The organism is Ottowia sp., from assembly GCF_047601385.1.
Taxonomy (GTDB): domain Bacteria; phylum Pseudomonadota; class Gammaproteobacteria; order Burkholderiales; family Burkholderiaceae_C; genus Ottowia.
Map to the genome: position 1 here is coordinate 899,847 of NZ_JASGJP010000001.1, position 21,898 is coordinate 921,744.

Consider the following 21,898-nt stretch of genomic DNA (forward strand, 5'->3'; position numbering starts at 1 on the left):
TGCCGCATACCCTTTCGGGGGGATGACGTGACCAAAGTCATTCCCCGGAAGGATTGTTGCCAGACTGGTAGGCGCCTAAGATTGCGCGCCATGACGACCGAAGAACAACACCCAACTGAAACCGAGGCGCCCAGCGCCTCCCCGACGATCCTGATCGCCGACGACCACCAGCTCGTGCGCGACGGCATGCGCATGCTGGTGGCCAGCACCTGGCCGTGCGCCCACCTGCGCGAGGCGGCCAACGCCGACGCCCTGCTGGCGCAGGCGCGCCAGTTGCGCCCGCCCGCGGTGGCGCTGGTGGACCTGAACATGCCGGGCATGGACAAGGGCACGCGCCTGGCCGCGCTGGCGCACGAATGCCCCACGCTGCCGGTGGTGGTGGTCTCGGCGCTGACCTCGCCCGACGTGGTGCGCCGCACGCTCGATTTGCCCACGGTGCACGCCTTCGTGGCCAAGAGCACGGGCAGCGCCCGGATGCGCGAGGCCATCAGCGCCGCGCTGGCCGGCCGCAAGCTGCCGTACCAGCCGCCGGCGCCGGCCAGCGCCGAGCCGGCGCCGGACACGGCGCTGACGCCGCGCATGCAGGAGATCCGCCACCTGCTGCAACAGGGCCTGTCCAACAAGCACATCGCGCGGGAGCTCAACCTGTCGGAAGGCACGGTGAAGAACTACATGAGCGAGATCTTCCGGCTGCTCCAGGTCTCCAACCGCACGCAGGCCGCGCAGTACGACACCGAGACCTCGTGATCATCCTGCCCCCGCTCGGCGGTGAACGCGGCCTGACGCAGCCGCTGCCGCTGTACCTGCTGACCCGCGCCTGCGAGCTGCTGGGCGCGCTGCTGTTCATGCTGGTCCTGCCCGTCTGGCAGCCGCTGCTGTGGTTCGCGCTGGTGGCGGCCACCGGCACCTGGGGCTTCCTGAAAGTGCGGCAGCCGGGCTTCAAGCTGCTGCCGCCCGAGCAGCGCCGCGCCCGCTACCGGCGCTACGTCTGGCAGCAGGCGGCGGCGGTGGGCAGCGCGGCCTGGCTGCTGTACGTGCCCGGCAACCACAGCATGCACGCCCTGCTGGGCATGTACCTGGCCTCGGCGGCGGGCCTGGTGGCCATGTGGGGCGTGCGCGACGTGCCGCGCACCGCGCTGGCCGTCGGCCTCACCCTGGGTCCGACGGCGCTGCGCCTGATGACCGAAGGCGTGCTCGACCAGCGCCCCATGGTGTTCCTGTTCGGCGCCTGCGGCGTGATCCTGATCGCCATCATCGTGTACACGTCGGCGCTCTATGCCCGGCACGTCGCGCGCGAGCTGCTGCTGCGCGAGCAGGCCGAGCGCGCCGCCGACGCGGTGGCGGAGACGAGCCTGGCCAAGTCGCGCTTCTTCGCCGCCATCAGCCACGACCTGCGGCAGCCCGTGCACGCCATCGGCCTGTACCTGGAACCCCTGGCGCAGATGCTCGCCCGGGTGCCCGAAGACCTCGACGCGCACCGCGCCGTCAGCGGCATACGGCAGTCGTGGCAGGCGCTGGACGGGCTGCTGTCGCAGGTGCTGGACCTCACGCGCATGGACGCGGGCACGCTGCGCGCCAACCTGGCGCCGGTGGAGCTGGCGCCGGTGGTACGCGCCGTCGTGATGCAGCACAGCGCCATGGCCGAGCGCGCCGGCGTGCGCGTGGTGGCGCTGACGCAGGGGCGCAGGCCCCGCATCGCGATGACCGACGAGCTGATGCTGCGGCGCGTGCTGTCGAACCTGCTCGACAACGCCATCAAGTTCTCGCCGCCGGGCGGCTGCGTGCTGATCGCCGTGCGCGCGGGGGCCGGAACCTGGCGCATCCAGGTGCGCGACAGCGGCCCTGGCATTCCCGCCGACCAGCAGGACAGCGTGTTCGAGGAGTTCGTGCAGATCGACAACCACGCCCGCAACCGCCAGCAGGGTTACGGCCTGGGGCTGGCCATCTCGCGCCGCTTCGCCCGTGCGATGCTGGGCGAGCTGACGCTGGACTCGGCGCCAGGGCGCGGCAGCTGCTTCACCCTGGCGCTGCCGCGCACCCACACTGCGCTCATGCCCGCGGCGGCGGACGACGACGGACCGCCCAGCGAGCTGCCGCAGGAAGCATTCCCGGCGCTGGCCGCGCGCGACATCCTGCTGGTGGAGGACGATCCACTGGTGAGCGATGCCATGTGCCAGTTGCTGGAAGGCTGGGGCCTGCACGTGCGCCACGCCGAGACGGCGGCCGACGGCTGGCGGCAGCGCGCGTTCGGCGAGGTCGCCATCTGCGACGTGCGCCTGCCCGACGGCGAAAGCGGACTGGACCTGGCGCTGCGCCTGCGCACCCTGGGCAGGCAGGTGCTGCTGCTGAGCGGCGAGACCGACACCGCGCTGCGCACGCGCGCCGCGGCCAGCGGCCTGCCGCTGCTGATCAAACCGGTTTCCAGCGCCGACCTGCGGGCCGCGCTGGCGGCCATCAGGCTGACGGACGCTACTGTTTGAGTAGCTATTGGCGCTTGTTGCACAAGCGCTGCACGGCTATTCGACGCTTTTTTCAAGAGCCGTGCGAGCAACCCGTCAAAGCCCGACACCCAGGCATCACCTGGGCCAAGAAAGAGCGACGATGGTCCCTTGCGCGATGGCACCCAGCATTTCATCTTCGCCGTCAATACAGAAAATTCTGCAACTGCATACGGCCTGGGTCCTGCCCGCATGAACCACGTTGGCGCGTGCCACGAGCACCTGCCCCAACGCGGGGCGAACGTAATTTATTTTGAATTCGGATGTGACGACGGCCGCGCCCAAGGCCAATCCGCCGGCGAAGGTGAGTGAGTTGTCGGCGGCGTATGAAACAACGCCGCCATGCACGAAGCCGTTTTGCTGCTTGATCCGTTCCGTGATCGGGATCCGAAGCTCGACGCCCTCGCTGGAAAACCGGGTCAGATCAGCTCCAAGCTGTTGACTGAAGGGCTGCGATCGCAGCACCTGTTGAGCAATTTCAAGGGAAACATGTGGCATAGGGTTGGTCTCGCGGCTGTTCATGGTTCTACAACGCCGAGGCGTTGCCCTCCAGATCGACCGTCGTCGTGCATGAAGCCTGCCCGCGCGCCAGCCGCAACTGATTGAACGAGGCGTCGAAGCGGCGCAGGCTGTCCAGCCCGGCCAGCGCCGGCACCACGCCGCGCAGCAGGTTGTTGGAGACATCGAACTCGCGCAGCTCGGCCAGGCCGCTCAACGCCGGCAGCGTGCCGTCGATGCGGTTGTTCGCCAGCCGCACGCGCTCCAGGCGGTCCAGGTGCCGCAGCTCGGGCAACGGGCCGCGCAGCAGGTTGTCGTGGGCCGCCAGCTCGCGCAGCTCGGCCAGCGCATACAGCGGCGGCAGGGGGCCCTCCAGGCGGTTCAGCGCCACGTTCAGCGTGCGCAGTTTCTTCAGGTCATCCAGGCGCGGCAACTGGCCACGCAACTGGTTGTTGGCCAGGTTCAGGCCGATCACGTGGCGCCGTTCGGCATCGCAGCGCACGCCGTGCCAGTCGCATTCGGTGCCGGCGGCGCCGAGCCAGCCGGTGCGCACGCTCCACAGCCCGCCGCGCGTGCGTTCGTGCAGGTCGAGCAGCGCCTGGCGCTCGGCGACGGGAATGGCGGGCATGGCGGTGCCGCTGGCCAGCGTGACCAGGACGAAGCCGCCCAACACGCCGGCCAGCGCCAGCAGGTGCCCATGCCGCGCTCGGTGGGCGCGCGGCTGCTGGTGAATGGAGTCTGGAGAGGTCATGGTGTTGGTTCCTCGAAGGAAATTGGGGAGGCCCGCAGACTAGGCCGCCGCCGCAGCAGCGTCAGCCTGAGAAAAGTCATGCCCAGGCCGGTGCGCGCCGGTTCATCCCCCATGCGAGGTAAGCGCGCGCGCCGGCATGACGAAGTTCACCTGTGCGCGAAGCGGCGCGATTTCTACAGTGCCTCCCACACCACGGCACATCGCCCGGGAAACCACAGGAGATCACCCCATGTCCAGTCTTTCGACGCTTCAACCCTCGCCCCTGCACGCGCCGGCCGCGGCGCCCGGCCAGGGCACGCGCGCGGTCGGCCGCTTCGCCGAAACGCCCGCCGTGCGCTACCTGCGCCGCGTGTTCGCGGTGCTCCAGCACACCTCGCCCGGCATGGCCGCCCGGCTGGCCTACACGCTGCTCACGCGCCCGCCGCGCGTGGCGGAACGGCCGTGGCAAGCCAGCCTGCGCGCGCAGGCCCGCACGCAATGGCTGCCGTTCAGCGGCGGCCGGCTGGCGGTCTATAGCTGGGGCGCCGGGCCGACGGTGCTGCTGGTGCACGGCTGGGGCGCGCGCAGCACGCACCTGGGTCGCATGGTGCAGCCGCTGGTGGAGGCCGGCTACCGCGTGGTGGCGTTCGACGCGCCAGGACACGGCCACTCCAGCGGCCGCACGGCCACGCTGCCGCAGTTCGCCGAGGCGATCGCGGCGGTGGGCCTGAGCGTGGGCGAGGTGCACACGCTGATCGCGCATTCGTTCGGTGTCTCGATGGCCCTGTGGGCGCAGGTGGACTGGGGCCTGCGTGCGCAGCGGCAGGTGCTGTTCAGCTCGCTCGACCACTGCAACTGGGTGACGGAGGAGTTCGGGCGCCTGGTCGGCCTGCCGCCGGCGGTGATGGAGCGTGGGCGGCAGCTGATGGTCAGGCGCAGCGCCGGCCGCATGGACTGGGAGCGCCTGTCGGTGGGCGACCTGCTGGCGCACACCGAGGAGCCCACGCTGCTGCTGCACGACGTGCTGGACCCGGAAGTGCCCATCGAGCATCTGTTCAGCATCATGGCGCGCTGCGCCGACCGGCCGCTGCAAGTGCACGTGACCGACGGGCTGGGCCACCACCGCCTGCTGGGCGATGCGGCCGTGATGCGGCGCGTGCAGGCTTTCATGGGGAATGCCGCATGACGGCCTCGATGTTCGTTCACGAGGTCGCGCGGATGGCCGCGATCTCCCCCCTGTCCCTGCTGGTGCTGATATTCGGCATGGTGTTCGCCCTGGCCGGGCTGGCCGGCGTGGTGTGCGCGGTGTCGTTCATGCTGCGCACGGCGCGGCGACTGCCGAGCCGGAACGAGGACCTGGTGCTGACCGAGCATCCGCGGCGCGAGCCGAGGGGCCTGCGTTCCTGACGCTTATTGCTATCTTATAAGTAGCTGCCAGCGCTTTTTCAATGCGGTCTGAATACCGATTTCATTCAAAATCCGATTCGCCGCCGACTACTCCATCGGATGGTTGACGGCGGCGCCGCGCGCGCCTACCGTGCGCTCCATGGCCAGCCCCCCGCAACCCCGCCCGGCGCAGGAGCAGCTGCGGCGCGACGAACGCGCCGCCATCCTGCGGCGGCGGCGCCGGGCGGGCTTCTCCAACGCGCAGGCGCGCCAGCTGCCCACCGTGGGGCTGGCGCTGTCGGGCGGCGGCGTGCGCAGCGCCACCTTCGCGCTGGGCCTGGTGCGCGGGCTGGCGGCGCAAGGGCTGCTGCGGCGCATCGACTACCTCTCCAGTGTGTCGGGCGGCGGCTTCACGGCCGCCATGCTGGGCCGGCTGGTGTGCGCGCTGGGCATCGACGGCGCCCAGGCACAGCTGGCCGACGGCCGGTCGAAGGTGCTGGACTGGCTGCGCCGCAACGGCCGCTACCTGTCGCCCGCCGGCGCGCGCGACTGGGGCATCGCCGGGGTCAGCTACCTGCGCGCCTTCATCGCCATCCACCTGGAGACCTTCTTCGCCCTGATCCCGCTGGCGCTGCTGGTGACGCTGCCGCACATGGCGCACGACGCCGCGCGCTGGCTCGACCCGGTGGCCTGGGCCGGCTGGCCCTCGCCCTGGCTGGCGCTGGCAGCGCTGTGGCTGGCGGCGAGCGCGCCCGGCCTGCTGCTGGGCTACTGGGCGGCGCCGGAAGCGCGCCCCGGCCGCGCGCGGGCGGTGTTCCCGGGCGACGTGGCGCTGCTGGCGCTGCTGGCGGGCGCGGCGCTGTGGGCGGGCTGGACGGTCCTCGCCAGCCCGGGGCCGGCCACGGCCATCCAGCAGGCCCGGCTGCTCCGGCCGCTGTTCGCGCTGGCGCTGTGGTCGGGCGTGCTGGGGCACGGCTGGGCCATGTGGCGGCTGGCCCGCAGCGGCGAAGGCCGCGCGCTGGCCGTCGCCCGGCTGCGCAGCGAGCTCACGCGCGCGCTGCGCGCGGCGCTGGGGCTGGCGCTGGCGCTGGCCGGCATCGGCCTGCTGGACCGCGCCAGCTGGACCCTGCTGCACACCCTGTCTGCCGCCGACGACGCGGCCTGGCTGTGGAGCGGACTGGGCCTGGGCGGCGCCGCGCTGGTGGTGCTGCGCGCGGTGGCGCCGGCGCTGCAGCAGCTGGCCATGCAGGCCAGGAACGACAGCGCGCGCGCGCTGGGCCCCCTGCTGCTGGACATCGCCGGCCGGCTGGCCACCCTGCTGCTGGTGCTGGCCTGGCTGGTGGCGGCGCAGTGGTGGGTGTTCAGCCAGGCGCCGACGGAATGGCTGCGGGCCTTGCCGGCCTGGCTGCGCTGGACGCTGCTGCTGGCGGTGGCGGGGCTGTGGTGGGCCACCACGGCGGGCTACGCGCAGGCGGTCAATTCGTCGTCGCTCTACGGCTTCTACATGGCGCGGCTGGCGCGGGCCTACCTGGCCGTGGGCAACGCGCGGCGCGGCCTGTGGTCGATCTTCACGCCGCTGGACGCGCGCCTGCGCAGCGTCACCCAGGTGGCCGACGGCGACGACGTCGGCCTGGCCGCGCACCGGCCGGAGTGCGCCGGCGGCCCGATCCAGCTCATCAACACCTGCCTGAACCAGACGCGCGACGACGCCAGCGGCCTGTTCAACGCCGACCGCAAGGGCACGCTGCTGACCGCCTCGGCGCGGGCGCTGGAAGTGGGCCCGCAAGCGGTGGTGCGCTGCGACGGCGCGGCGCAGGCGGCGGACGCATCCGGCCAGGGCCTGGGCACGCTGGGGCACTGGGTGGCCGTCTCCGGCGCGGCGGCGGCGCCGGGCGCGGGCTCGCTCACATCCACCGGCTGGGCGCTGGTGATGTTCCTGCTGGGCATCCGCCTGGGCCACTGGATGCCGGCGCCGCTGTGGCGGCCGGATGCCATGCGCGGCCTCACGGCCTGGGCCTGGCGCCACGCGCCCAAGCCGCTGATGCTGTGGGCCGAGGCCAGCGCCACCTTCCACGGCCAGGCGCGGCCCTGGTGGTACGCCTCCGACGGCGGGCACTTCGACAACACCGGCGTCTACGCGCTGATCAAGCGCGAGTGCGACTTCATCCTGTTGTCCGACGCCGGCACCGACGCCGACTTCGAGTACGAGGACATCGAGAACCTGGTGCGCAAGGCGCGCATCGACCTCGACGCCGAGATCGAGTTCTACCCCCGCCACGAGGCCGCGCGCCTGTTCACCCTGGCCGGCGGCGGCATCGGCGTGCTCTCGCCCGACGACCTGGCCGACCACGCCGGCGGCCGCGGCGTGCTGCTGGCGCGCATCCGCTACCGCCGCAGCGACGCCCGCGTGGGCGAGCGCGAGGGCACGCTGCTGGTCGTCAAGCCGCGCCTGCACGCGGCGCTGGACCTGGACCTGCTGGCCTACGCGCGGCGCCACGCCAAGTTTCCGCACGACTCCACGGCCGACCAGTTCTTCGACGAAGCGCAGTGGGAGAGCTACCACCGCCTGGGTGAGGACATGGGCCGCGCGCTGTACGACCGCTGGCTGGGCCAGCTGCCCGGCTGGGACCGCCCGCAGCTGCACAAGCTGGCCGCGCCCGCGCCCCTGCGCCGCGGCGCCGCGCCCGACGCGGCGGGCGGCGAGCCGCGCTGGCGGCGCGGTGCCAAGGCGGCCGTCATCGGCGGCTCGGTCGGCCTGGGCGCGGTCGGCGCGCTGCTGCTGGGGCTGTGGCAGGCGCAGGACCAGATCCGCCGCGGCGGGGATGAGCGCCGCCAGGCCGTGCAGCAAATGCTGGTGGAGGTCTCGCGCGAGCTGCGCGACCTGCAAGGCACCTGCCCGCGACTGTCGGTCCACACCGTGGGCCAGGTGGCGCGGCTGCGCACGCTGCAAGGCAGCCCGGCCGTCACGCCGCAGGACGAGCAGACCCTGGGCCTGCTGCTGGGCGAGGTGGCGCAGGCCTGCCGGCGCCGCGCCGAAGGCCCCGCCGCCTGCCCGGGCGCCGGCAGCGCCGTCGAGCAACTGCTGTGCGCCGAGGCCACCAAGCCCGCCGCCGAGACCGACGCGCTGAACTACTGGGATCCGCCGCAGCGCCCGCCCGGCGCCGTGCGCGGCCTGGCGGACGTCTGGGCCCTGGTGCGCGCCAACACCTGGGCCCTGGTGCGCGAGCGGCCGGCCACCGCCGTGGCCGAAGCGCCCGAGCGGGCACGCCCGGCACCAGCCCCGGCCCCGCCGCCGCCCGGCGCCGCGCCCGATGCCTGCCGGATCACCAGCGCGAAAACGTGCGGCGACATCACCGTCTACACACAGATCTACGACGAGTCGGCCCGCGAACGCGCCGAGCGGCTGCGCGCCGACTTCAGCGCCCAGGGCTACCGCGTGGCGGCGATCGAGAACGTCAACCGCAGCGCCGAGGCGCGCCAGCAGCGCCGCCCCGTGCCGTGGTTGCAGCCCACCTTCATCGCCCATGACGCCGCCGCGCGTGCCTGCGCCAACGAGATGGCGCAAGCGGTGAAAGACAACGCCTGCTGGCCGCGCGATGCCGAGCGCTCGGTCTGGGTCACCGACCTGCCCACCAGCCTGAAGGCCCGGCCCGCCACCCTGGAGCTGTGGCTGCCCACGCCACCGCAGGACCGCGCGGCGGCACGCTGATACTCCTGTATCGATAGCTGCTGACGCTTGCTGGACGGCCTCTGCAGGCCGATTTCTTATAAATTTCCCTGAAAGCCAGCATCCGGCTGCGCCAGGCAGGCCATGTGCCCCGCCGCGCTGGCACGGCCCCGGATGGCGTTGCGGCGCGCGAAGCGGCCCAAGCGCGCGAGCACGTCCTGGTCGCGGCGCGCGCAGTCTCCAGCGCCGGCCAGCGCGGCCTCGGTGGCGCCGCCGTGAGGGTGTGCGCCCGGCCCGAAGCGCAGCACGTCTTCGGGAAATCCGGCCCCTTGTGCCCGCCGTGCGGCCGGGCTACCCTGCGAACCGAGGAGACACCACCGCCATGCCCGCCAGCAGCCCTTCCGTCGAGAACATCCGCACCCTCGCCCTGGTCGGCCCCGCCGCCGCCGGCAAGACCACCCTGGCCGAAGCGCTGCTGCAAGCCTGCGGCGCCATCGGCGCGGCCGGCAGCGTGGAGCGCGGCAGCACCGTCAGCGACCACGATCCGCTGGAGGCCCGGGCCCAGCACTCGCTGCAATCGGCCGTGATGCACGCCGGGCACGCCGGCTGTCGCATCCACCTGATCGACACGCCCGGCGCGCCGGACTTCATCGGCCAGAGCCTGCCGGCGCTGGAGGCAGTGGAAACGGCCGCCATCGTCATCAACGCCACCGCCGGCATCGAGCCCATGGCGCGCCGCATGATGGACTATGCCGCCGAGCGCCAACTCGACCGCCTGGTCATCGTCAACAAGATCGATGCCGAAGGCGCCGACCTGCCCGCGCTGCTGGCCGACATCCAGGCCGCCTTCGGCAAGGAATGCCTGCCGCTCAACCTGCCCGACGCCGGCGCCACGAAGGTGGTGGACTGCTTCTACAACCGCGAGGGCCACAGCGACTTCGGCGCCGTCGCCGACGCGCACCGCGCGCTGGTGGAGCAGGTGGTGGAAGTCGATGGCGCCTTCGTCGAGCGCTACCTGAACGAGGGCGACGTGGACGCCAGTGAACTGCACGCCCCGCTGGAGCAGGCGCTGCGCGAAGGGCACCTGATCCCCGTCTGCTTCGTCTCCGCGCGCAGCGGCGCCGGCGTGCGCGAACTGCTGGACGTGATCGCGCGGCTGCTGCCCAACCCGACCGAAGGCAACCCGCCGGACTTCCTGAACGGCCAAGGCGACGGCGCCGAACTGATGCACGCCCAGCCCGACCCGGCGGCGCACGTGCTGGCCCACGTGTTCAAGATCAGCATCGACCCCTACGTCGGCAAGCTCGGCTTCGTGCGCGTGCACCAGGGCACCATCACGCCCGGCGCGCAGCTCTACGTGGGCGACGGGCGCAAGCCCTTCAAGGTGGGGCACCTGTACCTGCAACAGGGCAGGCACCACGTCGAGGTGCCCAGCGCCGGGCCGGGCGACATCTGCGCCATCGGCAAGATCGACGAGCTGCACTTCGACGCCGTGCTGCACGACGCGGCGGAGGACGACCACATCCACCTCAAGCCCCTGCCCTTCCCCGTGCCGGTGCACGGCATCGCCCTGGCGCCCAAGCGGCGCGGCGACGAGCAGCGCCTGTGGGAGATCGTCGGCAAGCTGGTGGCCGAGGACCCGTGCCTGAAGCTGGAGCACGCGGCGCAGACCAACGAGACCATCGTGTACGGCCTGGGCGAGCTGCACCTGCGCGTGCTGCTGGAGCGGCTGCGCGAGGTGCACAAGGCCGACGTGGACACGCGCCCGCCGCGCATCCCCTACCGCGAGACCATCACCCAGCAGGCGGCCGCGCAGTACCGCCACAAGAAGCAGAGCGGCGGCGCCGGCCAGTTCGGCGAGGTGCACCTGCGCATCGAGCCGCTGCCGCGCGGCGGCGGCTTCGAGTTCGTCGATCAGGTCAAGGGCGGCACCATCCCCGGCCAGTTCATGCCGGCGGTGGAAAAGGGCGTGCGCGAGGCGCTGGGCGAAGGCGTGATCGCCGGCTACCCGGTGCAGGACGTGCGCGTGATCGTGCACGACGGCAAGCACCACCCGGTGGACAGCAAGGAGATCGCCTTCGTCACCGCCGGCAAGCGGGCCTTCCAGGCCGCCATCCGCGAGGCGCGGCCGGTGGTGCTGGAGCCGATCGCGCGCATCCAGGTCACCGCGCCGGAGAGCGCCATGGGCGCCATCACCGGCGATCTGTCGTCGCGCCGCGGCCTGGTCAGCGGCACCGACAGCGGCAAGCTCGGCACCCTCACCGTCAGCGGCCAGGCGCCCATCGCCGAGCTGGCCGACTACCAGAGCCGGCTGAACGCCATGACCGCCGGCCAGGGCAGCTACGCCCTGGCCCTGTCGCACTACGAAGTGGTGCCGCCGGGGGTGCAGCAGGCGCTGGTGGGGCAGTACAAGGGGCGGGATGAGGATTGAGTCGGGCCACGCCGTGCCCCGATGATGCCCTGCCTCTTCAGTGGTAGTCGTCCTCCCGCTGATGGCGGATCGCCGAAACCACGACCTCCTGCTCGCTGACGATGTGGAACAGCGCCACATGGCCCGCCGCGCCGAACGGGATCACCAGCTCACGCTCCAGCCTGTCGTCGAAGGCGATGCGGCAGGTGAACGGATTGCTTTCGAGAATCCGGAACTCCCTGCGGATGGCCGCCAGTGCGCGGCCGGGCAGATCGAAGTCGCCGTGCTCGAGGGCTGCGTCCATGAGGAAACCCTCCAGTCGCTGCAAGTCCTCCAGCGCCTCGGCGGTGAGGCTGACGGTGTAGGTCACGAACCGCGCTTGGCAGCGCGCTCGCGCGGCCGATGCGCTGCCAAGCGGGCTTCGAGCCGGCCCTGCATCGCATCGAGCACCTCAGCGGCGGCGTGGTACTGCCCGGTCTGGCGTGCGCGGGCCAGGGAAGCGCGGCCACGGGCCACGAATTCCATCTGGGCCTTGCGGCGCTGCGCGGCTTCGAGGGCGGCCTGCTCGACGAATTGCGACAGCGTTTCCCCGTCGTGCAGGACGCTCTCGATCTGGTGCCGCACATCGGGCGTGACGCGCACCGGGGGCAATTGGGCAGTCTTCATGTTCGTCAATGTAGCGCATTTGTTATGCAGCAGCGCATGGAACGGGGAAGCACACGGCATCATGGAGGTATGTCGCAGCCTTCTCTTCCCCCCATGCCATCGGGCGTGCGCGCCGGCGTGGACATCGGCGGCACCAAGGTCGCCGCGTGCCTGGCCAGGCCGCCGGACGGCGATGCGCCGCCGGCTTTGCTCGTGCGCCTTGCCGAACCGACGGTGACAACTGGCGAGCCCGATGCGCTGGCCCGCCAGGTGCTGCGCCTGCTCGACGACGCCTGCGCCCGGCACGGCCTGGCGCGCAGCGACCTGGCGGCCGTGGGCGTGGCGTCCTGCGGGCCGTTCGTGCGACCAGGCGGCCTGGCCGAGCTGGCCAACCCCAACCTCTGCGGCGGCCTGGCCGGCGCGCCGCGCGGCCTGGGCAACGACTGGACGCGCGTGCCGCTCGAAGCACCACTGGTCCAGGCGCTGGGCGCGCAACGCGTGCGCATCGCGGGCGACGCGGTGGCCGCGCTGCAAGCGGAGCGGCGCTGGGGCGCGCTGCGCGGCATCCGGGACTGCGCCTACGTGACCTGGAGCACCGGCATCGGCACCGGCCTGTGCGTGGACGGCCGCGTGCTGCACGGCAAGCACGGCAACGCGGGCCATGCGGGGCATTCGTTCGTCGGGGAGGCGCCGGGCCAAAGCGGGCAGGAGGGGCCGCTGTGCGGCTGCGGCAACCGGGGCGACGTGGAATCGCTGGTGGCAGGCAGCGCATTGATGCGCCGGCTGGGCGCGAACGCGCCCGCGCTGCTGCGGGCGGCCGATGCAGGCGACGGTGCGGCGCTGGCCGAGGTGCGCGGCCTGTGCGTGCTGATGGGGCGGCTGCTCTACAACCTGGTGGCGACGCTGGACCTGCGGCGCATCAGCCTGGGCGGCGCGGTGTTCCTGCACCACCAGGCGCTGCTGCTGCCGCTGCTGCGCGCGGAGCTGGCGCGCTACTTTCCGGCACTGACGGATGAGGTGGAACTGGTCAGCACGGACCTGGGCGAGCGGGTGGGCGACTACGCGGCGCTGGCGCTGCTGGAAGACTCCTTTTGAGTCTTACTCAAAAAAGATAGCTGCCAGCGCTTGCTGGACAAGCGCTGTAGGCCAATTTGACTTAAATTCTCAGCGTGTTTTCCAGACAGCCCTGTCCTCCCCGCGCAGGCAGGGATCCAGTGCCTCCTTTCGACGTCCCCTGGATTCCCGCCTGCGCGGGAATGACGGCGAAGGCAGCAACGGCCAACACTTGAACGAAACGCGCTAGCCCTGCACCTCATGCTCTTCCAGCGCGGCCAGGAAGCCGCGCCGCCACCAGTGCACGTCGTGCTCGCGCACGCGCTCCAGCAGCCGCTGGTGGCGCCACTGGCGCTCGGGCAGGGGCATGCGCAGGGCGGTCTGCATGGCGTCGGCCATGCCCTGCGTGTCGTAGGGGTTGACGAGCAGCGCCTCCTGGAGCTGCTCGGCCGCGCCCGCGAAGCGCGAGAGCACGAGCACGCCGGGGTCGGCCTCGTCCTGCGCCACCACGTATTCCTTGGCGACCAGGTTCATGCCGTCGCGCAGCGGCGTGACCAGCCCCACGCGCGCGGCGCGGCACAGGCCGGGCACGCGCCTGCGCGCCACCGTGCGGTGGATGTAGCGCAGCGGCATCCAGTCCAGGTCGCCGTAGTCGCCGTTGATGGCGCCGCACAGGCCCTCCAGCTCCTGGCGCAGGTCGGTGTAGGCGTGCACGTCGTCGCGGCTGGGCGAGGCGATCATCACCAGCGTGGCGCTGTGTTCGTTCTCGGGATAGCGCTCCAGCAGCTGGCGGAAGGCGCGCACGCGCTGCGGGATGCCCTTGGAATAGTCCAGCCGGTCGATGCCCAGCAGCAACTGGCGGCGCGAGTATTCGGCGCGCATGGCCTCGAAGGTGCTCACGGCCTCGGGCGCGGCGGCCAGGGCCTGGAATTCCTCCACGTCGATGCCGATGGGAAAGGCTGCCACGCGCACCGTGGCGTTGTAGGCGCGCAGGCGCTGCGCGCCCAGCTCCTCCGCGCCGGCCTCCGTCACCATGCAGCGTGTGAAGTGGGCCACGTCGGTCTCGCCCTGCAAGCCCACCAGGTCGTAGGCGAAGAACGAGCGCAGCAGCCATTCGTGCTGCGGCAGCGCGGCCATGATGAGCGGCGGCGGCACGGGGATGTGCAGGAAGAAGCCGATGCGCTGGCGGCAGCCCAGCGCGCGCAGCTCGGCCGCCAGCGGGATCAGGTGGTAGTCGTGCACCCAGATCACGTCGTCCTCGCGCAGCAGGGGCAGCAGCTTGCGCGCGAACATCTGGTTCACGCGCCGGTAGCCGGCGAGGTAGGCGGGGTTGAAGTCGGCGAGGTCGAGCCGGTAGTGGAAGACTGGCCAGAGCACGCTGTTGGAGTAGCCCAGGTAGTAGGCGGCGTGGTCTTCGGCGCACAGGTCGACGGTGGCGAGCGTCACCTTGCCAGCCTGGCGCACGTGCAGCCGGCCCTCGCCGGGCGCGATGTCCGCGGCCGTGGCGCCGCTGGAGCCGAACCAGAGCCCGCCCGTGCGCGCGAGCGTCTCGCCCAGCGCCACGGCCAGCCCGCCGGCGGCGGGCTTGCGCGGGTCGGCAAGGCGGTTGGAGACGACGACGAGGCGGCTCATATCACCGTGTCCCACGGCGCCGAGAGGCGCATGGCGGCGTTGATGACGCCGACCATCGAATACGTCTGCGGGAAGTTGCCCCACATCTCGCCCGTCACGGCATGCGTGTCTTCCGACAGCAGGCCGAGCGGACTGCGCACGGCCAGCATGGCCTCGAAGATCTCGCGTGCCTGCTCGCGCCGGCCGATGCGCGCGAGCGCGTCGATGCGCCAGAAGGTGCAGATGTTGAACGAGGTCTCGGGCTTGCCGAAGTCGTCTGGCGCCTCGTAGCGGCGCATGTAGGGGCCGTCGCAGAGCGTCCCCTCCATCGCGTCGAGCGTGCTCACGAAGCGCGGGTCGGAGGGGTGGATCAGGCCGACCTCGGCCATCAGCAGCACGCTGGCGTCCAGCTCGCTGCCGCCGAAGCTCTCGGCGAAGGCCTGGCGCGCGGGGCTCCAGGAGCGCTCCAGGATCTCCTCGCGCATCTGCCGCGCGTGCAACTGCCAGTAGCGCGCGCGCTCGGGCAGGTCCAGCGCGGCGGCTATTTTCGCCAGCCGGTCGCACGCGGCCCAGCTCATGAGCGCCGACGAGGTGTGCACGCGCGCGCGGGTGCGTAGCTCCCACATGCCCGCGTCGGGCTGGCCGTAGACCTGCACGGCGAGATGGCCGATGCGCTCCAGCCGCGCGAACTCGGCGCTGCCCGCCGGGTGCAGCAGGCGCTTGTCGTGGAAGGCCTGCGCGGCGCCGAGCACGATGTTGCCGTACACGTCGTGCTGGAAGTGCTCGGCCGCCTGGTTGCCCACGCGCACCGGCCCCATGCCCCGGTAGCCCGCCATGTGCGGCACGATGGATTCGGGCAGCTCGTGCTCCAGCCCGATGCCGTAGAGCGGCTGGATGTGCCCCTCGCCCGCCTTGGCGACCACGTTGCCGAGCCAGCGCAGGTAGTCCTCCATCGTGCCCACTTCCGACAGGCTGTTGAGCGCGCGCACCACGAAGAACGCATCGCGCAGCCAGCAGTAGCGGTAGTCCCAGTTGCGGCCGCTGTTCGCCGATTCGGGAATGCTCGTGGTCATCGCGGCGACGATGGCGCCCGTGTCCTCGAACAGTGACATCTTCAGCGTGATGGCCGCGCGGATCACCGCGTCCTGCCATTCGAGCGGCAGGTGCAGGCGCTGCGTCCAGTGCTTCCAGTACGACACCGTCTCCTGCTCGTAGAGGCGCGCCGTGTCGGCGATGCCTTCGGACAGGGTTTCGTCGGCGCCCAGCAGGAAGTTGTACTCGCGCTGCGCGGTGAAGGGCTGGCCCGAGAGCACGTAGGTCACGGGTGCGTCGGTATTCAGTCGCAGCGTGAAGGCGCTGCCCACGTAGCGCACGTGGTTGCTGCCGCGCGTGATCTCGGGCCGGGTCTGGCCCCAGTCGTAGCGCACGTCGAGCAGCACGCGGATGCGCGGCGCGCCGCGCACCGGCCGCACGCGGCGCACCAGCATGTTGGGACGGAAGAACCGCGCGCGCGCCTGGAAGCGCGGCGCGAAGTCCGTCACCTCCAGGCAGTTGCCGTGCAGGTCGGTCAGGCGCGTGTGCAGCACGGCGGTGTTCGGTTCGTACCACTGGTCGCTGGCGGCGAAATCCTCCAGCACGATGGCGAAGCGGCTGCCCCCTTCGCCGGGCTGCAGCAGCGCGTTGAACACCGGGTCGCCATCGAAGCGCGGCATGCAGCACCAGACGATGCACGCGCGCGCGTCCACCAGCGCGCTGATGGCGCAGTTGCCGATCATGCCGAGCTGGAGCGAAGGCTCGATGGTCATGCGTCGTCCTCCCCGGCGATGGCGGGCGAACGGATGCCGGCCAGCGCCTGCGCGGACGACCGCAGCCACGCGCGCACGTCGGCCGGCGCGCCGATGCGCGCATGCGCCTGCGTGGCGCCCTCGCCCACCTTCACGCCCAGGCCGCCCAGCGCCTGCACGGCGGCGAAGCCGGCCTCGTCGGTCACGTCGTCACCCATGAACAGCGGCATGCGGCCAGCGAAGGGCGGCCGGCGCATGAAGTCGCCGATGGCGCGGCCCTTGCTGGGGCCGGCGGGCTTGATCTCCAGCACGCACTTGCCGCGCAGCAGCTCGGCGCCGGGCACGCCGTTCAGCACGCGGGTCAGCGCCTGCACGCACAGCGGCTCCAGGTGGGGCGCCTGGCGGTAGTGCAGCGCGAGGCCGGTGCGCTTGGCCTCCACCAGCAGCCCGGGGTGGCGCGCCACCAGGGGGCGCAGGGCTTCCAGCACGGGGGCCAGGTCGAGCGCGGGCGTGGTGCCGACGTGGCCATCACTGGCACGGATATGAGCGCCATGCTCGCAGGCCACAGGCAGGCGCAGCGGGGCGAGGAAGTGATCGGCGTCGGCCATCGCGCGGCCGGTGACGATGGCCAGCGCGCCCCCCAGCGCCGCGTGCAGCGCCCGCAGGCTGGGCACCACGTCGGCGTGCACGCGCACGGCCTGGGGCTGCGCGGCGATCTCGGCCAGGGTGCCGTCGAAGTCGAGGAACAGGGCGTGGCGCGCGCTGAGCGCGAACGGCATGGACATCGCCGCCGACTTTAACAAGCCCGGCGCCGCGTGGCTGTAGGCCAAGGGCGCGCGGGCCGTCGCGCCGCGCATGCACGGCGCTGGCGCGGCGGCAGCCCGTGTTCTATGCCAAATCAGCTTCCAGCGCTTACTGGGCGAGCGCCAGAAGCTACATTTTCAAGAGCAATCTGGATTCCACGGCCGCCATCTTCAGCCCCAGATCATCGACCGCATCGAGAGGGAGCCGAACTGGAAACCCGCGTTGAAGAAGCGCGGCATTTCCGTGGCATCGACCGCGCCCGCCGCGTAGAGCAGCGGCAGGTAGTGCTCGTGCGTGGGGTGGGCCAGCGGCGCCATCGCGCCCCACTGCTGGAACTCGGCCAGCGCTGGCAGGCGCGCGGACGCCACCTCGCTCTGCACGCGGGCGTCGAACTCGGCGGCCCAGTCGTAGGCGGTGTCGGCGGGCGCGTCGCGGCGCACCGCGCGCAGGTTGTGCACCACGTTGCCGCTGCCGACGATCAGCACGCCGCGCTCGCGCAGCGCGCGCAACTGCCGCCCGAGCGCGAAGTGCTCGGCGGGCGCGCGGCTGTAGTCCATGCCGAGCTGCAGCACGGGGATGTCGGCGGCGGGAAACATAGGCTTGAGCACCGACCAGGTGCCGTGGTCCAGGCCCCATGCGTCCACGTCCACGCCCAACGGCTGCTGGGTGGCGGGCGAACGCAGCTCGCGCGCCAGCGTTTGCGCCACCGCCGGCGCGCCCGGCGCCGGGTATTGCTGCTCGAACAGCTCGGGCGGAAAACCGCCGAAGTCGTGGATGGTCCTGGGCTGGGCCATGCCCGTCAGGTACCAGCCGCCGCGCGTCAGCCAATGGGCGGACACGCACAGGATGAGCTGCGGCCGGGCCTCGCGCGCCAGCAGATCGCGGCCCATCTGCTGCCAGGCGCGGCGCCAGGCGTTGTCCTCGATCGCGTTCATGGGGCTGCCGTGGCCGACGAACAGCACCGGCATGCGCGGCGAGGGGCGCAGCGCCTGAAGCTGCGGCAGGTTGGCGGCGCCGGACAAGGGGGTCATGAGCGTGGCTCCAGAAAGCGTGGCTGCACCGGCGAGGGCGGCGAAGTGGCGTCGATGCATGAAGCGCGGTTGAAAGTCGGGTGGCTCCGGGCGCTCAGCCGCGCGCCGAGCCCTTGCGGGCGGCGCCGGTCTGGCGCGGCGGCAGCCCGGTGTGCTGCGTCAAAACCCGGCCGCGCGCAGGCGTGGAGTTCTTGCGCCGCGCGCTCTGGTAGCCGCCGCCGTCCAGCGGCTGCCAGGTGGGGATCAAGTGGTGCTTGCCGTTGCCAATGAGGTCGGCGCGGCCCATGTCCTTGAGCGCCTGGCGCAGCAGCGGCCAGTTGTTGGGGTCGTGGTAGCGCAGCAGGGCCTTGTGCAGGCGCCGGCGGCGCTCGCCCTTGACGGTATCGACCCTCTCGGCGCGCTCGTCGCGGTGGATGCCCTTGAGCGGGTTCAGGCCGGTGTGGTACATGGCCGTGGCGGTGGCCATGGGGCTGGGGTAGAAGGCCTGCACCTGGTCGGCGCGGAAGCCGTGGGCCTTGAGCCACAGCGCCAGGTTCAGCATGTCTTCATCGGTCGTGCCGGGGTGCGCGGCGATGAAGTACGGGATCAGGAACTGCTGCTTGCCCGCCTCGGCGCTGAACTTGTCGAACAGCTGCTTGAAGCGGTCGTAGCTGCCGATGCCGGGCTTCATCATCTTCGACAGCGGGCCCTCCTCGGTGTGCTCGGGGGCGATCTTCAGGTAGCCGCCGACGTGGTGCTGCACCAGCTCCTTCACGTAGGCGGGCGACTTCACGGCCAGGTCGTAGCGCAGGCCGGAGCCGATCAGCACCTTCTTCACGCCGCGCAGCTTGCGCACGCGGCGGTAGATGCCGATCAGCGGGTCGTGGTTGGTCGTCAGGTTGGAGCAGATGCCGGGGTACACGCAGCTCGGCTTGCGGCAGGCGGCCTCGATCTCGGGGCTCTTGCAGCCCAGGCGGTACATGTTGGCGGTGGGGCCGCCCAGGTCGCTGACGACGCCGGTGAAGCCCTGCACCTGGTCGCGCATGGCCTCGACCTCGCGCACGATGCTGTCCTCGCTGCGGCTCTGGATGATGCGCCCCTCGTGCTCGGTGATGGAGCAGAAGGTGCAGCCGCCGAAGCAGCCGCGCATGATGTTCACGCTGAAGCGGATCATCTCCCACGCGGGGATCTTGGTGGCGCCGTCGTGGCGGCCGCGTTCGTCGGCGTAGCGCGGGTGCGGGCTGCGGGCGTAGGGCAGGTCGAACACCCAGTCCATCTCGGCGGTGGTCAGCGGGATGGGCGGCGGGTTGAGCCACACGTCGCGCGCGGTGGCGCCCTCGCCGTGCGCCTGCACCAGGGCGCGGGCGTTGCCGGGGTTGGTCTCCAGATGCAGCACGCGGTTGGCGTGGGCGTAGAGCACCGCGTCGCGCTTGACCTGCTCGTAGCCGGGCAGGCGGATCACGGTGCGCTCGCGCGGCGCGGTGCGGCCGCGCAGCGCGGGATTGGGCACGAAACGCAGGGGCTGCGGTTCAGCGCCAAATTGGCCCGCAGCGCCCGTCTGGCAAGCGCTGGCAGCTATCGAATCGGTAGTATTCTCCGTCTGCTCGCCGGTGGTCTGGTAGGGGCTCTGGTGCGCGTCCACGCGGCCGGGCTGATCAACCTCGGTGGAGTCGATCTCCATCCAGCCCGGCTCCGACGCGCGGCGCACGAAGGCGGTGCCGCGCACGTCGGTGATCTGTTCCACCGGCTCGCGCCGCGCCAGGCGGTGCGCCACCTCGACCAGCGCGCGCTCGGCGTTGCCGTACAGCAGCAGGTCGCACTTGCTGTCCACCACGATGGAGCGGCGCACCTTGTCGCTCCAGTAGTCGTAGTGGGCGATGCGGCGCAGGCTGCCTTCGATGCCGCCGAGGATGATGGGCACGTCGCGGTACGCCTCGCGGCAGCGCTGGCTGTAGACGATGGCGGCGCGGTCGGGACGCCTACCGCCTTCGTCGCCGGGGGTGTAGGCGTCGTCGCTGCGGATCTTCCGGTCGGCCGTGTAGCGGTTGATCATCGAATCCATGTTGCCCGCCGTCACGCCCCAGAACAGGTTGGGCCGGCCGAGCGCCTTGAAGGCGTCGGCGCTCTGCCAGTCGGGCTGGGCGATGATGCCGACGCGGAAGCCCTGCGCCTCCAGCACGCGGCCGATCACGGCCATGCCGAAGCTGGGGTGGTCCACGTAGGCGTCGCCGGTGACCAGGACGACGTCGCACGAATCCCAGCCGAGCGCGTCCATCTCCGCCCGGCTCATGGGCAAGAAGGGCGCGGTGCCGAAACGCCTGGCCCAGTAGGGCTTGTAGCTGGCGAGGGGCTTGGCGGCGCGCGGGAAAAAGGAGACGTCGATCGGCGCGTTCATCGGGGGTGTCGGCCGCGCGCTGCGGTGGCGCGGCGAAGCCCTCGATTCTAGGCGGATGGGTTCAACGCTGCTCGATCAACTGCCCGCGCAGCTCGCCCTCGGGGAAGCGCGCGGTGCGCAGGTTGACGTACCACTGCCCGGCCAGCAGGTCGGCGCGCTGGCGCGGCGTGAGCAGGGCGCGGCCTTCGTAGGGGCTGCTGAAGTTGCGGCCGATGGCGATCACCGGCGCGGCCACCTCGCCGCCCATCGCCGGGCTGTGGAAGTGCGCGGCGCGCACGGGGCCGGTGAGGCCGCTGTAGCTCAGCTTCCATTGCAGCAGGCCGGTGTTGCGGTTGAGCACGGCCACCAGTTCGCCCCGGGCCGGGCTGTCGGCGGGCGGCACGGCCTCGGACGCGCTCAGCACGGCCTTGAAGGCGGCCAGCTCCTTCAGCCGCGGCTCCACCGGCGCCGGCTGGGTGACGGCCGGCGGCGCCGGGCGGGGCGGGGGCGCGGCGCAGCCGGCCAGCGCCGCCAGCAGCACCAGCGCGGCGCCCCGGCGCGTGGGAGAAAGCATCGTCGGCATGGCTGAGAAACCGCCTCAGCGCACCACGCGCAGCTGCCCGCGCAGCTCGCCGGCGGGGTAGGCGGCGGTGGAGATGTTGACGTACCAGCGGCCCTCCGCCAGATCGGCGGCCTGCTGCGGCGTGAGCGTGGCGCGGCCCTCGTAGGCGGGGCCGAAGGGGCCGGGCCACATCATGGCCGGCGGGCCGTTCTGGTCCATGCCGGCGGGGCCGTGGAACTGCACGCCGGTGATCGGGCCGGACAGGCCGGACCACGACGCCTTCCAGCGCAGCAGGCGCGTGCCGGCGTCGTACAGCGCGTCGAGCTGGCCGGTGCCGGCGCTGCGGGTGGGCGGGTTGACGGCGGCGCCCTCGATGCGCGTGGTCAGCGTGACCAGGCCCCGCGGCGCGTCGGCCGGAGCGGCGGGCGGCGCCTGCGGTGGCGGCGGTGCCGGAAAGGCACCTTCGGCGCCGATGGGCGGCAGCGGCTGGCCGATGGGCTGGCCGGGCACGACCGGCTGCGCCGTGGCCAGCGGCGGCAGCGCGGCCGGGGCCGACGGGGCGGGCAGCGGCTGCGGCATGCGCACCGGCGGCGGATCGTAGCGGGGCCCGAGATCCACCGTCGAGCAGCCGGCGGCCAGCAGCGCGAGCACCAGCGCGGCCGGCGCGGCGCGCGAGGAAACCGAAACGAAAGTGGGCATGCGGCAAGACTCCTGGTCAGATCGGCGCCGCCCTACGCGCGCGGCGGTCGCAGCGGGCCATTTTAGGCACAGCCGCCAGGCAGTCCAAGCCACGCCGAAAGCTATGTTTTAGATAGCTGCCGGCGCTTTCCAGACAAGCCCCGGAGCCCGATCTATGCAAAAATCCA

18 protein-coding genes are annotated in these 21,898 nt (G+C 71.9%); 7 read left to right on the forward strand and 11 right to left on the reverse strand.

Going from position 1 to position 21,898, the window contains the following annotated elements; translation table 11 throughout:
- The first annotated feature begins 90 nt into the window (after positions 1–90).
- Both QM772_RS04350 and QM772_RS04355 read left to right on the forward strand, forming a co-directional pair.
- Positions 91–747, forward strand: a complete 657-nt coding sequence (locus QM772_RS04350) for a response regulator transcription factor (protein ID WP_415134228.1) — start codon at positions 91–93, stop codon at positions 745–747.
- The gene (locus QM772_RS04355; protein ID WP_415134229.1) at positions 744–2,480 is read left to right on the forward strand and encodes an ATP-binding protein; all 1,737 of its coding nucleotides are present in this window, start codon (positions 744–746) and stop codon (positions 2,478–2,480) included. The genes QM772_RS04350 and QM772_RS04355 overlap by 4 nt, the downstream gene beginning before the upstream one ends.
- A 96-nt stretch (positions 2,481–2,576) precedes the next feature.
- Here QM772_RS04355 and QM772_RS04360 read toward each other — a convergent pair whose 3' ends face one another.
- Positions 2,577–3,020: a PaaI family thioesterase gene (locus tag QM772_RS04360; protein WP_415134230.1), complete on the reverse strand. Its 444-nt coding sequence runs from the start codon at positions 3,018–3,020 to the stop codon at positions 2,577–2,579.
- Between the two features lie 4 nt (positions 3,021–3,024).
- The gene (locus QM772_RS04365) at positions 3,025–3,747 is read right to left on the reverse strand and encodes a leucine-rich repeat domain-containing protein (RefSeq protein WP_415134231.1); all 723 of its coding nucleotides are present in this window, start codon (positions 3,745–3,747) and stop codon (positions 3,025–3,027) included.
- A 229-nt stretch (positions 3,748–3,976) separates the two neighbouring features.
- Here QM772_RS04365 and QM772_RS04370 point away from each other — a divergent pair, with 229 nt between their 5' ends.
- The 4 genes from QM772_RS04370 to fusA all read left to right on the forward strand — a co-directional run bounded on the left by QM772_RS04370 (position 3,977) and on the right by fusA (position 11,210).
- Positions 3,977–4,912, forward strand: a complete 936-nt coding sequence (locus tag QM772_RS04370) for an alpha/beta hydrolase (protein WP_415134232.1) — start codon at positions 3,977–3,979, stop codon at positions 4,910–4,912.
- The gene (locus QM772_RS04375) at positions 4,909–5,133 is read left to right on the forward strand and encodes a hypothetical protein (RefSeq protein ID WP_415134233.1); all 225 of its coding nucleotides are present in this window, start codon (positions 4,909–4,911) and stop codon (positions 5,131–5,133) included. The genes QM772_RS04370 and QM772_RS04375 overlap by 4 nt, the downstream gene beginning before the upstream one ends.
- 139 nt (positions 5,134–5,272) lie before the next feature.
- A complete protein-coding gene (locus QM772_RS04380; RefSeq protein ID WP_415134234.1) occupies positions 5,273–8,821 on the forward strand; it encodes a hypothetical protein in 3,549 nt (1,182 codons plus the stop codon).
- A 340-nt stretch (positions 8,822–9,161) separates the two neighbouring features.
- The gene (gene fusA, locus QM772_RS04385) at positions 9,162–11,210 is read left to right on the forward strand and encodes an elongation factor G (protein WP_415134235.1); all 2,049 of its coding nucleotides are present in this window, start codon (positions 9,162–9,164) and stop codon (positions 11,208–11,210) included.
- 37 nt (positions 11,211–11,247) lie between these two features.
- Here the strand turns inward: fusA and QM772_RS04390 are convergent, their stop codons facing one another.
- Together QM772_RS04390 and QM772_RS04395 are read right to left on the reverse strand one after the other, a co-directional pair.
- The gene (locus QM772_RS04390; protein ID WP_415134236.1) at positions 11,248–11,559 is read right to left on the reverse strand and encodes a type II toxin-antitoxin system RelE/ParE family toxin; all 312 of its coding nucleotides are present in this window, start codon (positions 11,557–11,559) and stop codon (positions 11,248–11,250) included.
- Positions 11,556–11,855 (reverse strand): YlcI/YnfO family protein, encoded by a 300-nt coding sequence (locus QM772_RS04395; protein ID WP_415134237.1) that lies wholly within the window; start codon positions 11,853–11,855, stop codon positions 11,556–11,558. Before QM772_RS04395 ends, QM772_RS04390 begins: the two co-directional genes overlap by 4 nt.
- A 105-nt stretch (positions 11,856–11,960) precedes the next feature.
- Here QM772_RS04395 and QM772_RS04400 point away from each other — a divergent pair, with 105 nt between their 5' ends.
- On the forward strand, positions 11,961–12,929 hold the full coding sequence (locus tag QM772_RS04400; protein WP_415139459.1) for an ROK family protein: 969 nt from the start codon (positions 11,961–11,963) through the stop codon (positions 12,927–12,929).
- Between the two features lie 204 nt (positions 12,930–13,133).
- Here QM772_RS04400 and QM772_RS04405 read toward each other — a convergent pair whose 3' ends face one another.
- The 7 genes from QM772_RS04405 to QM772_RS04435 form a co-directional block, all read right to left on the reverse strand.
- On the reverse strand, positions 13,134–14,519 hold the full coding sequence (locus QM772_RS04405; protein WP_415134238.1) for an alpha,alpha-trehalose-phosphate synthase (UDP-forming): 1,386 nt from the start codon (positions 14,517–14,519) through the stop codon (positions 13,134–13,136).
- Positions 14,516–16,303, reverse strand: a complete 1,788-nt coding sequence (locus tag QM772_RS04410) for a glycoside hydrolase family 15 protein (RefSeq protein ID WP_415134239.1) — start codon at positions 16,301–16,303, stop codon at positions 14,516–14,518. The genes QM772_RS04405 and QM772_RS04410 overlap by 4 nt, the downstream gene beginning before the upstream one ends.
- Positions 16,300–17,067, reverse strand: a complete 768-nt coding sequence (otsB, locus tag QM772_RS04415; RefSeq protein ID WP_415134240.1) for a trehalose-phosphatase — start codon at positions 17,065–17,067, stop codon at positions 16,300–16,302. Before otsB ends, QM772_RS04410 begins: the two co-directional genes overlap by 4 nt.
- A 189-nt stretch (positions 17,068–17,256) precedes the next feature.
- A complete protein-coding gene (ygiD, locus tag QM772_RS04420; RefSeq protein ID WP_415134241.1) occupies positions 17,257–18,117 on the reverse strand; it encodes a 4,5-DOPA dioxygenase extradiol in 861 nt (286 codons plus the stop codon).
- 94 nt (positions 18,118–18,211) lie between these two features.
- Complete coding sequence (locus QM772_RS04425) at positions 18,212–20,491, reverse strand: YgiQ family radical SAM protein (RefSeq protein ID WP_415134242.1); 2,280 nt, start codon at positions 20,489–20,491, stop codon at positions 18,212–18,214.
- A 61-nt stretch (positions 20,492–20,552) separates the two neighbouring features.
- Entirely contained in the window at positions 20,553–21,044 is a 492-nt protein-coding gene (locus QM772_RS04430) for a CHRD domain-containing protein (protein ID WP_415134243.1), read from the reverse strand.
- A gap of 24 nt (positions 21,045–21,068) precedes the next feature.
- Complete coding sequence (locus tag QM772_RS04435; RefSeq protein ID WP_415134244.1) at positions 21,069–21,731, reverse strand: CHRD domain-containing protein; 663 nt, start codon at positions 21,729–21,731, stop codon at positions 21,069–21,071.
- Positions 21,732–21,898 lie beyond the last annotated feature (167 nt).